Here is a 13,175-nt window from a genome sequence, read left to right on the forward strand (position 1 = left end):
ATAATAAAAAGTTGAGACCTATTTGACCAGTACAATGTCTGATAGGAGTTATATTATGTCCACTAATATGTCAGCGAAACTTGAGAGTGTGGTTTTGTTAATGAACCAACTGGGATTAGAAATTAGGGACATTGTCAAGCCAGGGAATAAACTTGAAAGTACTGAAGCGAGTACAAAATCATCGGCTCTTGCCTATTCACTAGCAGGTCTTTATTTAAATAAAAAATTTGATTCAAGTGATTTGATGTTCCCTAATAAAGCCAAGTTATATGGTGCAGCTGTAGCATTATATGGCGGTGGAGGGAATTGCGATCACTACTCTGCAATAACAGAATATTTGTTTTCAACTGTAGTAAAACCAAAGTTAACGGCTGTGGGGGTGAGCGTTATTGGATATTCTCGTATTGCTGATCTTTATGCGAAACATTCATTTTTTGCATTTAAGGTGTTTGATCTAGAAACACAGCAAGAAGAGGTTATTGTGTGTGATCCTTGGGCTATTAGGGATGATAAATCTGCCACAGCAGCCAACTTAGAAGAAAATTATGTATTTGGCAAAAAAAGCTGGCAGTTAGAAGGTTTGAATAGCTTAGAAGGCCTTGGTAATTTTGAAACAATAGCTCAATCTATTAATGCATTATATGACTTTGCTGCAAAAGTTGATGTTGAACTTCATCACAATTACCCAATTGAATACAGCCAAGCCGTTTCGAGTACTGGAGATGCAGTATTTTCTACCTATAGTAACGATGTATCCTTTTTAAAAAACTCTACTGAGGAAGCAATTTTACAAAAAACAAATCAAAGTTTACCTCATATATATGGCTTTTTTGGTGTCCAAGCACAATCCCAAAACCAAATTAATCAAGGTGATGATATGGAACACCAAGAGCAAATTGGAGAAATGGTGCAGGAAGAGCAAATTGAAGAAATGGTGCAGGAAGAGCAAATTGAAGAAATGGTGCAGGAAGAGAAAATTGAAGAAATGGAAAGTGAAGATAACATGGATCATGAAAATCGCCAAACTGGCATTCCCGGATAGAGTATGCGACTTGGAATGCACCTTCAAGGTAGATGAGTTATTCCGTTTTGACAAGTACCGGATGCTATGCCAGTCTTAATCTAAATGCGAGAGCCAATTTTGTTGGGAATTAACAAAATTAACTCAAGGACGACTCCTATGACAAAAATTCACGCCTATGCGGCCCATAAAAAATCCGATCAACTTTCACCTTACGACTATACCTTGGGAGAAATTGGTCAGGAACAGGTAGATATTAAGGTGGAGTCATGTGGTATTTGCCATTCAGATCTATCTATGATCGACAATGAGTGGGGTTTTAGTAGTTATCCTATTGTACCGGGTCATGAAGTAGTAGGTACTGTCATTGCAATAGGAAAGCGTGTTAAAAACTTAAAAGTTGGCCAGCGAGTTGGACTTGGATGGTTCAGCGGAAGTTGCATGTACTGCCATAGCTGTTTGCGTGGCGATCACAATCTTTGTGCTACAGCTGAGCAAACCATCGTAGGCAGGCATGGAGGATTTGCGAACATTGTACGCTGTAATTCCCTATGGGCTATTGTGTTGCCTGACAATTTGAACGCCGATAAAGCAGGCCCTTTGCTATGTGGTGGTATTACTGTCTTTAATCCAATTGTGCAGTTTAATATATGTCCCACTCAACGTGTAGGAGTGATTGGAATTGGTGGCTTAGGCCATATGGCGCTGCAATTTCTTAATAAATGGGGATGTGAAGTTACTGCGTTTTCATCTACTGCAGCTAAAGAGGCAGAAGCCAAGCGCATGGGGGCCCATTATGTTGTTAATAGTAATGACAGTAAAACGCTTCAGCAATTAGCAGGCAGATTTGATTTTATACTTAATACTGCTAATGCGAACCTTGATTGGCCCGCTTATATTAATATGCTTGCTCCAAGGGGAAGATTCCATACAGTGGGGGCTGTTCCAGACCCCATTGCGATCCCAGCTTTTTCTCTTATTCTTAGTCAGCGCAGTATATCAGGCTCACCGCTCGGAAGCCCGGCGACTATTCAGGATATGCTTGAGTTTTGTGTGCGCCATAACATCGAGCCATTGACAGAGCATTTTGCAATGAAGGATGTTAATAAGGCCCTTGATCACTTACGAGCTGGCAAAGCACGTTACCGTATCGTTTTAGACAATTAAGGAGGTAAATTCGTAATGAATTGAGGTAACCCTTGTCGGCTAATGTGCGCAATAAAGAAACATTATTGTGTGCTGAAAACACGTCTTTGATAAAAAAGGAGTTACTTAAGTCGAGAAATTACTGGTGGCATGTTGAAATTACAGCGTTTAAAAGGTATTCATTTCGACACATTACAGAGAGGATTGAGAAGTAAAGTTTATAAAAATATATCAGAGTCAAGACTGTTTTTTTATTATTTATTTGTTAATATGTTGGACCGCAGTTCTATTTTTTAATTCACCAAATAGCTTGTGGATATTTATTTTAATCAATTCATTATTATTTACTCATTTTTTCTGCACTGATTCTTTAATCCTTTACCGGGCAAAGACTTTTCCATATTTTATTTTGAAACGGTCTAATTTTTCTTATCCACAAAATCTGTGGATAACTCTGTGTATACCTTATCAAACACCTTAAAGATTTAATAGTTAGAGGGATGTTTATGAATTCTGCAAACATGGTTGTATGATTCACCACATAGACAGCTTAAACCTTCTCTCTCACCAAGGTAGCGCAACAAGCTTCAATATCAAGGAAGTCGTAGCGCAATTCTCATACTGCGTTTAAGATATAGGGATTACGCTTTGCGTCAATAATTTATAAGCTAAGGAGAGTTTGATGCGTCGCTTTGGAGTTTTAATTATTAGTGGGTTAATCTATTTTTTTGCCAATACTGGCGCATATGCTCAATTACCTGACAATTATCAGAATTTATCTGCGCAACAAAAGCAAGATTTATTATGGGAAGAAATTACCAAAAGTCACGAAATCGATCCCTTACCACAACTGGCTGGGAACAGTTTTAGGGAAGTGCTCCAAAAATTAAAAGGATTGTTTAATCTAGCACTTACTTTTAATCATATTAATGACGAATTGCCAGCAGGACGAGTGAAAATTATTCATGCGAATGGGGCAGTGGGTAAGATTGTATTTATTCCTGCGCCTAATCATCCGTTCACAGGCATTTATCGTACAGGTGGAATTGGTTTGGCGCGACTTTCTTTAGCTATTCCACCTGCGGATAATAATTACATACCAGGTATGGCTATTAAAATTCTAATCTCCCAACATCCGTCCCTAAATTTGCAAGTGATGAATTTGCTTGAGGGCCAAAAAGAGAACTGGAATTATTTTGCGAAGGACTTCTCAAACCAAGTACCGCATCCAACGAGCTGGACATTAAAAGCAATTGAGAAAATCTTTGAATGGACTCGTGATCCTGCCAATGAGCTCCCTTTGTGGCATTTAGCGGCATGGACTAGTGAAGGTAGGTTCGAAGGTATTCCCATATTTCCTGAACGAGTGTATTTCAGACCTAGTAGTTTGGTAAGAGATTTAATTCCTGAGGATTCTCGTGAAGATTTTAGAGTCTCATTTCTACAGATACCGATGGGACCCATGTATGAAGTGTACGGGGAATCCAAGGGTGTAGAATATCATATAGGGACACTAATGTTGGAAAGTGCTTTGTTGGCTTCAAATTACGGGGATCAAAAGTTATTTTTTCAACATCAACGATAAAAATTTAATTTTAAATTTTAATAAGGCATGTTCTTTCTCAGGGCTGCGATGGCGCAGCCTGATTCTCAACATAGCTGAGATTGGAGCTTTTGACTTGCATAATCAATAGTGATGATCTTTCTTGATTTTGTATTTTCTATTTCAACAGAATAACCGTGCTATACGGACATTGGCATTCGCGATTTTTTCCTTATCATAGAATACACAAGGCGTGTTACGTAATCCTTTTCTCATGAGGAGAGAGTTAACAATTTCACTCCCAAAGGGAGAATTGGGATCATTCCAATTGCTTTCATCGCCAATAAAGACTACGAGAGAGGGAGTAGCGCGCGTTACTTGCAACATGGCATCAAGAACTTTATCTGCGTTTGCGGATAATTGAAAGGTATCATTTTTCCCCCAAATCATAGGGACATGCCCACCAATTGTAATTTGGTTTTTTAGTTGAAAGACAATGGCCAAACAGGAGCTAACATTCGGTATAATAAGATTTTCTTGTCCTGTTGCGACACCAACGTAATCTCCACTAGCAGGCTCTTTTACTTCAACAATTTTTCTGAATAACTTCATTTTACATACACATAATTTTGTTAATTAATAGCTAAAATGGCAATCAGAACCTATTACTGATGCCATTAAATTAGAGTGAAGATTAAATTAAGAACATTAAGGTTATATTAAGAACTATTGAGATGAGAAAAAGGATTTCATGATAGTAGTAAACTTAATTCAATAAGTATTATAAATCGAGTCTTTAGTAAACCTTAATTTGTGATTTATGAATCAGCGCTAGATTTTAGGTAGAATATTGTTTAATTCACCGATTACTTCAGCATTTTCGTCTAACCAACCCATTTCTTTCATAACGGCTTGACTACGTTTGCCACTGCCTTGGTTGGAAGCCCCTTGAGCGTGGGAGACTAAGTCTTTTAAAGTCATGTTGTTATTTACATTACTTTTTGCAAAAAATGAATATAAACCACACCAAGCTGCTTTATCAGCTGCCAATTTTTTATTGTAGGCTAGTAAAAAATTGTTTTTCCATTCTTCTGGATTTACCTCGGATTTAACCTCTTCAACTACTGATTTTTTTATCTCTACCGAGAGCTCTCTGATTGAAGGGGCCTCTATCTCTGTTGGTAAATTTAAAGAAACAAATTTAGCTTCAAAATATGCAATAACAGATTTGTTTTCATATTTTTTAGCGGTCTCTATAATTTGAGCAATCGATTGTTGAGCTAAGGTGTTAGGATCATTATGCAATTCAAAAAATTGCTCAATTAAACTTAAATTGTCAGTTGAAATAGCAGACTCTATTAATAAAACAAAGTTGTCATCATTAAGCGAAGTAGTATCTAGTTTTATGTTTATTAGATGCTCACTTAAATACTTAGCTGCGGTATTTCTTGCATGCTCTAGAGCTGGATTTAAGAAATTATTATCATTTAAAGCGGCGAGTATATCTGTTTGAAGTTCCCTTACAAATTTAAACATATCACTTCGTTGATAACGCATTTGATGGATAACACAAGCAATGGAATTGGCGAGACGATATAATCCATTAGCGTCATCTCTATTTGGTTGACAGCCTGTTTTTAAATCATGTAATGTCGGCACCCTAGGGAGAGACACTCCATCAAAATCTCCAGCAACATCCCAAAACATATATCGAACAACTGGAGGCTCACTGGGATTAGTAGGTAATTCAAAGCAAAAATGCTGACTGTCATCAAGAGAAGGATTCAAAATAGTGATTGGCAATTGAAATGCTAAAGCAATTGCATATTCATTAATAATCTTTTTAAACATTGTTTGAACAAAAGTTTTATCCTTAAATTTTTCTCTCATAGCATTAAAATCAGGAGCTTTCCCAATAACTTTTTCATCGCCTTTTTGGTTAAAGATTACAATCGATTCTTCTTTGCAAAGACTTTCAAAGTCTTTCGTTAAAAGAACATTCATTGTTTGATCTATTTCCTGAATTTTAGCAGGGATAATTTGAAACTCTTGTGTTTTTAATCCTAAGGATTTTATTTGAGCCAGCAGAGATGTTTCCCTCTGAAGCAAGACATCCCAATGATAATCACTGCTCCATTTATTGGGGATAAAAATGCATTGATTTTGACTTTCAAGCTGAAAAACCTGCTTCTCGGAGCCACTCCCTATTTGTCGAAAATTAGTTCTCTTCAAAACTTGGTTATGTAGAATTAAAGTAGTCTCTGTATCTTCTTGAAAGAATCTTTTTAGCCATTCATCTATCATTGGTTATCTTGACAAGCAGGTGTGTCAATATTCTAACATAAAGGTTGATTATTAATCAACTTGTGCTTATTCATTACGTCCTGATTGTCTTTGTAGCTGTGATTAAATGGTGATTGCTTTGTGTGCAAATAGGTTTATCTTTTAGCTTCGATTGACTAGTTGCAGTACTTTCTCAAGGAAAACTGGCCCAGGATCATTTTTATCGGTTTGATAATTAGGATCTTGTTCCAGCCAAAGGGGGCTTTTTTGGAAATTTAAATACTCATTATGACCAATAATGTATTTAATTTCCGGGTATTTCTTTTTTAAATAACAAACTAAAAACGCATTGGCTTTGGTTTGTGCTTCAGTTAAATCATCTTCATTGTTAATTCCACCAATGTTTTCGATGCCTATTGCATAATGATTAAGGCCTATGACATGTCTTGCCATCCAAGTTTCGGGCATGAGTTGATAAATAGTTCCATCACGATCCACTACAAAATGACTGGATACATTTAAGTTACCAGGTAATTCTTTGATTCGCGGCGAATTCTTGGGAAAAGTAGGCGGGTTAAATACGCGAAAGGTTGCTTCGAAGGTGGGTATGCATGTCCAATGCAATACAACCATTCTAGGTTCGATTTCAATTGATTTGGAGTCAATCCCATAATGAGTTAACTGATATTGCTGTGTTAAAGCAATGCGTTCTTTATCAAATTGAATAGGTGCTTGATGGATTGCCTGAGGATTATGACAAGAAAATGCATGAACGAGAGAGCTTATAAAAAATATGGAGAATATAAAAATTTTCATACTATTTTTTTAGCACCATGAAATAAGCAGTAATATAATTGGGCAAATGGCGGGTTGCTTTATAAAAGTCCTCTCTCCCTGCATAGCTGCCTGTTAAATAATCAATCTGATACAAGTTATTTTGGAATGCGCCTCCAGTATCTGCGAAAATACCTGCTTTTGTCACCATTTTTCCCGTTTTATCAGGATATTGCACCATCAGTAATTTGCCCAGACCAAATTGCTCTAAGTCGGCTGCGAACGTTACTTCACTATTGACGGTGATTTTATGTTCTGCGTCCTTACCGTATCCTTTGATACCATCGACTTGTTTAAAATACCAGTAGCGCTCTTGTTTATAGGGATTTTTCGCCTTATCGTAAGGAATGTTATTGGTACGATGAACGTTAAATATTTTTAACTGATTATGATCGCCAAAATCTGCTACCACAGTTCCTTGCATTAATGCAGCCTCTAAATCGTCGCGATTTAAATAAGCTAAAACAGGAACATCTTTGTTGGTCAAGGCTCCTTTTAAGATAGCCTGCTTCCCATATTGGAAGCGAGTAAGTTTAGGTTTGGCATTCGCTTCTTCGAGTATCAAAGATTCTTCGTCTTTGGGAAGAGCATAAAGTGCAAAGGGGTAAGCTGCGGTTGGCTTCGTGAGGACTTTGGCACGATGGACGTAATATTTCGTCATTAAAATTTTATCTTTAGGCAAATTGGCAATAAGCGGTTTATTTGACCTAAGTGGTTTTGCCTGTTCAATGTCAGGATACCAACGGATGAAATCAAAGTGTTGTTTTACAAAGGCAGGATCATGCATTTCATGTTGATGTTGGCAAACAAATGTCAAGGTTGCTTTAATTCGAGCAAGAGGAACTTTAAATACTTTGCCGTCATGAATCACAAGAGGATCATAGCTACTACCTTTGTTTAAATATGCCAAGGTTTCTTTGGCTGTTGCGCACAAAGCAGGTCCATTAATCGCATAATCAGTCGAGGGTAGGGGGGGGGCAGGGACAAAACGAGGTGTAGCAATAGCTTGGATGCTAATTAGAAAACTGTAAAGGAAAAATTTTACTTTCATTGTCTGTAATTAAGATTTCTTTAAGAAGATAAGATAATACCATAATCAGACTAGCTAAAATCATAAAATTTAAAGTAGAGGACGCCTCTACAAGAGCGCTGTAAACAAACATTCTTATATGTGCAGGAAGAAAACATTGCTAATTGCAATATCTATGAATCCACCTATAACCTTTTAACTCTAGAAGTGTGCAGAGAGTTGTTAATTTGCAGAGTTAATATGAAGCTGATATAGTTGCCATTTTGATTATATTTGAATCATCTAGGTGGTAAAATGATAGATAAAGAGTCCTCTATAGAGACAATTTTTGCTGCACTAGCCAAGGATGTCAAGGTTCTTAATGAGGCAGCGGACGAGCTCAAAGGCGATCCAAAATTTATGCTTATGGCGGTCAAAGAAGATTTAAGAGCGCTTACATTTGCCACCCCTAAACTAAAAAAAGATCAAGAATTTATGCTTGCTGCGGTCCATATCAATGCCAGAGCGCTCTCGTTCGCTGATCCTGAGCTCACAGAAAAGCGAGAATTTATACTTGCGGCGGTAAAAGCAAATCCCCAAGCGGTTAAATCTGTGGTCTTAGTGCTCGCAAAGGTTAAAAACTCTGCAGCAAGCGAGCTCTTGAAAGATCCTGATTTTATGCTTGCTGCAGTAGCACAGGATATTATGTTGCTTATTCATGCAGCGGACGAGCTCAAAAAAGACCATCACTTTATGCTCGCTGCGGTCAAAGAACATTTCAGAGCGCTTGTACTTGCCGCCCCTAGTCTCAAGAAAGATCAAAAGTTTATGCTTGCTGTGATCCACATCAATGCCAGAGCGCTTTCGTTCGCTGACCCTGAGCTTACAGAAAAGCGAGAATTTATACTTGCGGCGGTAAAAACAAATCCCCAAGCGTTTGAATCTGTGATCTTAGTACTCGCAAAGGTTAGAAACTCTGCAGCAAGCGAGCTCTTGAAAGATCCTGATTTTATGCTTGCTGCAGTAACACAGGATATTACGTTGCTTGAGCATGTAGCGGACGAGCTCAAAAAAGATCAAGAATTTATGCTTGCTGTGGTCCATATCAATGCCAGAGCGCTTTCGTTCGCTGACCCTGAGCTCACAGAAAAGCGAGAATTTATACTTGCGGCGGTAAAAGCAAATCCCCAAGCGTTTGAGTCTGTGGTCTTCATGCTCGCAAAGGTTAAAAACTCTGCAGCGAGCGAGCTCTTGAAAGACCCCGAGTTTATGCTTGCTGCGATAAAAGTAAATTTCCAGGTTGCTGCACATCTAGATCGCGAGCTCAGAAAAGACTGTGAGTTTATGCTCGCTGCGGTACAAATAAATCTTAATGTGGCGTCCTTCGCAGATGAGGTGCTTAAAAAAGACCGTAAGTTTATGCTTTTTATGATAGAAAAGAATAGTAATTATCTTTGGGTCGCTAGTGATGAGCTCAGTGATGATCCTACTTTTATACTCGAAGCGGTTTCTTGTAATGGTCTCGCGTTACAAGATGCTGGTAATTTTATTAATGATCCCGATATAGTCTTTGCAGCGTTAAAAAACAATATTCATGCGCTTAAATATGCGGCAGACAGGTTTAAAAAAGACCCTAGGTTTATGCTTGCTGCAGTACAAATAAATGTTCATGCTCTTCAGTACGCAGCCCCTGAGCTTAAAAAAGATCGAGAATTTATGCTTGCTGCGGCAGGAAAAAATGTCCATGCGCTTGCCTATGATGATTCTGGACTCACAGCAGATCGAGAGGCTATGCTTAATATGGTAGCCAAAGATAGTTCCGCGCTTACTTATGCTGCTCCTGAGCTTCAAAATGATCCGGAATTTGTGTCCCTTGCAGTAAAAGATAATGGCATGATGCTTGTTGAGGTAGCTCAGATTGCAGCAACACAAAATCCTTTAGCGTTACCCCATGTTTCTGAAGAACTCCAAAAAAAGCCTGAAATTACATTGATAAGCAAAAACGTGGCACAGATTGATCAATGGTTTCAGGAACAATTACCAAAAAATCTTGATCTTAAGGCTCGAAAAAACGCTTATCTTGATCTTGTAGAACAACAAAGTAGACATTTAAGTCCGGGACAAAAGAAGGAGTTAGCGCTTTATATTTTAAATGAAAAAGAGCATTTTCTAAAAAAAGAAAGGCATTTTTTCCGTTTTCAATCCTATTCAATTCAAACCTTCTCAGTGCACCGGCTTGTTAAAACGCTTATGCAAGGGGAGGAACTCAGGAACGGTAAGACTGAAATTTATGATGAGGGTAAGGATAAAACTTATACCCTTTCTCGTCATAGTAGCAAGTAAAGTTGCACGTAATTCCCACAAATACATGCGCAGAATTTCGCTTGGGTAGTACTAAAACAGTATTCCTCAGTAGTAGGTTTTTCCTCCAAGCAAGTACTCTGATTAGAGCATTAAGTATTGGGAAGTACACACTTTCCCAATACTTGCTATTTTAAGGGGTTACCAGTTGTTGCGTTACAATAGCAAGGGCAGCGACAGCAGCAGCTTGCATCGTTTGACGACTTGGAAGATTTTCTTTAAAAAAATTATAGTAGCTAAATTCAGATACTGAAACGGAAGTATCCACATTCTCATTTACTTCTAAAGATGTCGTTTCGTCTTCAGAACATGTTTGCACGACTGCAGAAGTATTCTCTCCTTTGAGTTCTTCTTGTTGCTGTTGTAATTGCTGCTTATACTGCAGTATGGATTGTTCAAGCTTAATCTGACTTAGTTTTTCTTGGATGTGTTCATGTTCCATAATGGTTTCTTGCTGTTGTCTTTTCAATTCGATGTGATACGTTTCTACTGATTCGTAAAGAGCAATTTCTTCATTCAAGGCTTGTTCTGCCTTCACACATTGCTCATTGGCTTCTTTTAAGTTCTGAATTAATGGGATCTGATGAAACCATGAAAGTACCCAGTAATAGAGCTGCATAATACGAGAGGTATTGCGCCATTCATTGTTGAAACTTAGATAACGCTGAGTTGCCTGATGAAGTTCTATGAGTTTTTTTGAAAAAGAGTCAATTTTGGTATCTAATGCATTTTTTTTCTTTTTTAATTCAAGGAGTGAGCTTTCCAGATTCACAGTTTCATCAGCGATTATTGACTCACTGGTTTGATTAGAATCAATGGCATCATCGGAAGTAATGTGGAAAAGCTCCGTTACCCTGATTATATAATCCTTTGCTGTTTCATTGCTTTTCCTCAACAATTGGGATTCATCAAGGGTTATCTTCTGGCTTTTGCAGTAATTTTTAATTTCCGTGAGTAAGGCCATAGCTTGAAATTTTGTGGTTACTTTCTTTTCATTGACACCATTAATGACTATTTGCCTAAACCATGTAATCGAGCCTTGATAACTGACATTGTTATAATTTTTTAAGTGTTGATAGTAAATGATTGCAAAAATTAGGCTTTCTATATTGTTTATTTTTGGTAAATAAAAAGTATAATCTTTCCCGTTAGCATTAAATAATACATGATGTCCAAATAATTTGGCTTTTTCATGCAATTTGTTCACCACTTCCTTGATTTCGGTGATTCCTAATTTCTCTATTCCTAAGCCAATATCAATCAGTGTGTTCGCGGTAGTAAGTTGTTTGGTGTATTCTGTACTCTCAGGTGATGCCGGAAGATTATCAATACAGTCTTTAAAAAGTTGCCAATAGGTGGTCATTGAAATCATATTATTCCCTTAAAAATGATTAACATTTTTAATGTAAATTGCCTGTTTGAAAAAAGCTACTAAGAACTGAATGGATTGTCTAAGTTGTTTAAAGTATGAGCATTTTTGATGTGAAAAATAAGCGCCTAATTTGCAAAATAAAAATTTCAGGCTAAATATATTACAAAGAGGATATGGAATTTAACTCATGAAAAAATGGTCTGCTTTCTTCATTTCTTTAGCGATAATCATTCTTGCAGCTTATTATGTCATCGGGATTATTGTAAAGAATACGCTCGATAAAAATATAAATTCAATTCCTAAAAATTCTTTGATGGATGTCCATTTTGATAAATATAAACGTGGTTGGTTTTCTTCGCACGCGGTACTGATGTTCAAAATCCACATACCCGCCCAGAAGACTACCGATAAAAATGGTGCCACTAAAATGGAGCCACCAGTTGATTTAGATGTGGATATTCCTATCACTGTTAAACATGGTCCTGTCATTTTTACGAAGAATGGTATACGTTTTGGACTGGGTCAAGTTACAACTCGACCAGAAACCCATTACGGGGCGTTGGTAAATTATTTTAATCAAACAGTTGTAAACTATACTTTGCCATCTTTTTCTATGAGCGGTAATGGTGGACCTGAGGAGGGAGAATTCCAGTTAAATTGGCTTGGGCTAGGTGCATTGCTTAGCGTTTCTTCAAATCTGAGTGATATCGATGGCAATTTAAAGCTATATGGGTTCGATGGTTCTGCTAGTGGCACAGATTTTGAAGTTGGCAAAGTAATTTATCATCTTAAGTTAAAACGGCATCAGGATTGGTTATGGGTAGGGCGGTCACACTTTAAAATTTCTTCCGCTGCAATGAGTATTGGGGGGCAAAAGGTATTTGATCTTGTGGGATTTGATTTTAGAGTTGCTTCTGATGTTATTGAAGGGGCACTGAACTTTGACTGCACATTATCCTTACAAAGATTATTTGCTGATAATCAAACTTATGGACCAGGAGTTTTAAAGTTAAGTATCAAAAATCTTGATCCAGCTGTGATGGCCAAATTAAATCAGCAAGAGTTCAATATGATGCAAGAGGGTACTAATCCTGATTTGGCGATGCTTTCATTAATAGCCGAATTGCCTAAACTTCTTACTAAGGGACCTGTCTTAGAACTTTCTGAAATGACTTTAAATTTGCCAGATGGGAAAATTATGGGCCGCTTAAAGATATCTCTACCCAAAAACGAGGCCAATGATCCTGATCAAATCATGAAAAAAATGAGTGGTGAAGGTCAATTTAAAGTACCAATGACAGTAGTGAGAAACCTAATGATTGCGTCAATTAAAAGTGATCTCGATAAAAAGTCGCCATCCCCCGCACCAGAGCCTGTAACACCAGGAGACGTGGCGAATCCAACTGGCGTATCTGTGACAACTCCTGCCCCAATAGTCACTGATACTAATGCTGAGGCACAAAAACAAACGGAAACAATTTTACAAAATCTCGTCAATAAAGGATTTTTAAAAGTAGAAGGCAGTGATTATGTGCTTAATTTTACGTTGGAAAACCAACAATTACTTGTGAATGGACAGCCATTTAATCCTGCCATGTTGCAATGA

Annotated in this window: 10 protein-coding genes; 5 read left to right on the forward strand and 5 right to left on the reverse strand. The window is 37.5% G+C overall.

Features of this window, described 5'->3' with window-relative positions:
• Positions 1–94: 94 nt before the first annotated feature.
• The 3 genes from Lbru_RS06665 (at position 95) to Lbru_RS06675 (ending at position 3,752) form a co-directional block, all read left to right on the forward strand.
• Positions 95–1,042: a hypothetical protein gene (locus Lbru_RS06665; RefSeq protein WP_157061495.1), complete on the forward strand. Its 948-nt coding sequence runs from the start codon at positions 95–97 to the stop codon at positions 1,040–1,042.
• 138 nt (positions 1,043–1,180) lie between these two features.
• Entirely contained in the window at positions 1,181–2,188 is a 1,008-nt protein-coding gene (gene ahr, locus Lbru_RS06670; protein ID WP_058441415.1) for an NADPH-dependent aldehyde reductase Ahr, read from the forward strand.
• Between the two features lie 661 nt (positions 2,189–2,849).
• Positions 2,850–3,752: a hypothetical protein gene (locus tag Lbru_RS06675; protein WP_058441416.1), complete on the forward strand. Its 903-nt coding sequence runs from the start codon at positions 2,850–2,852 to the stop codon at positions 3,750–3,752.
• 141 nt (positions 3,753–3,893) lie between these two features.
• On the opposite strand, the gene Lbru_RS06680 is transcribed toward Lbru_RS06675, so the two are convergent.
• From Lbru_RS06680 to Lbru_RS06695, 4 genes are all read right to left on the reverse strand, one after another.
• Entirely contained in the window at positions 3,894–4,322 is a 429-nt protein-coding gene (locus tag Lbru_RS06680; RefSeq protein ID WP_058441417.1) for a hypothetical protein, read from the reverse strand.
• 219 nt (positions 4,323–4,541) lie between these two features.
• Positions 4,542–6,014: a hypothetical protein gene (locus tag Lbru_RS06685; protein ID WP_058441418.1), complete on the reverse strand. Its 1,473-nt coding sequence runs from the start codon at positions 6,012–6,014 to the stop codon at positions 4,542–4,544.
• Between the two features lie 141 nt (positions 6,015–6,155).
• Positions 6,156–6,809 carry a peptidoglycan recognition protein family protein gene (locus Lbru_RS06690; RefSeq protein WP_058441419.1) on the reverse strand — a complete coding sequence of 218 codons (654 nt, stop codon included), beginning with the start codon at positions 6,807–6,809 and terminating at the stop codon, positions 6,156–6,158.
• Position 6,810: 1 nt separating this feature from the next.
• On the reverse strand, positions 6,811–7,878 hold the full coding sequence (locus Lbru_RS06695) for a hypothetical protein (protein ID WP_058441420.1): 1,068 nt from the start codon (positions 7,876–7,878) through the stop codon (positions 6,811–6,813).
• A gap of 273 nt (positions 7,879–8,151) precedes the next feature.
• On the opposite strand from Lbru_RS06695, the gene Lbru_RS06700 reads away from it, so the two are divergent.
• Complete coding sequence (locus Lbru_RS06700; protein ID WP_058441421.1) at positions 8,152–10,179, forward strand: DUF4116 domain-containing protein; 2,028 nt, start codon at positions 8,152–8,154, stop codon at positions 10,177–10,179.
• Between the two features lie 151 nt (positions 10,180–10,330).
• Here the strand turns inward: Lbru_RS06700 and Lbru_RS06705 are convergent, their stop codons facing one another.
• Complete coding sequence (locus tag Lbru_RS06705) at positions 10,331–11,569, reverse strand: hypothetical protein (protein WP_058441422.1); 1,239 nt, start codon at positions 11,567–11,569, stop codon at positions 10,331–10,333.
• 187 nt (positions 11,570–11,756) lie between these two features.
• Here Lbru_RS06705 and Lbru_RS06710 point away from each other — a divergent pair, with 187 nt between their 5' ends.
• Complete coding sequence (locus tag Lbru_RS06710; RefSeq protein ID WP_058441423.1) at positions 11,757–13,175, forward strand: YdgA family protein; 1,419 nt, start codon at positions 11,757–11,759, stop codon at positions 13,173–13,175.

This window comes from Legionella brunensis (genome assembly GCF_001467025.1).
Lineage (GTDB): Bacteria > Pseudomonadota > Gammaproteobacteria > Legionellales > Legionellaceae > Tatlockia > Tatlockia brunensis.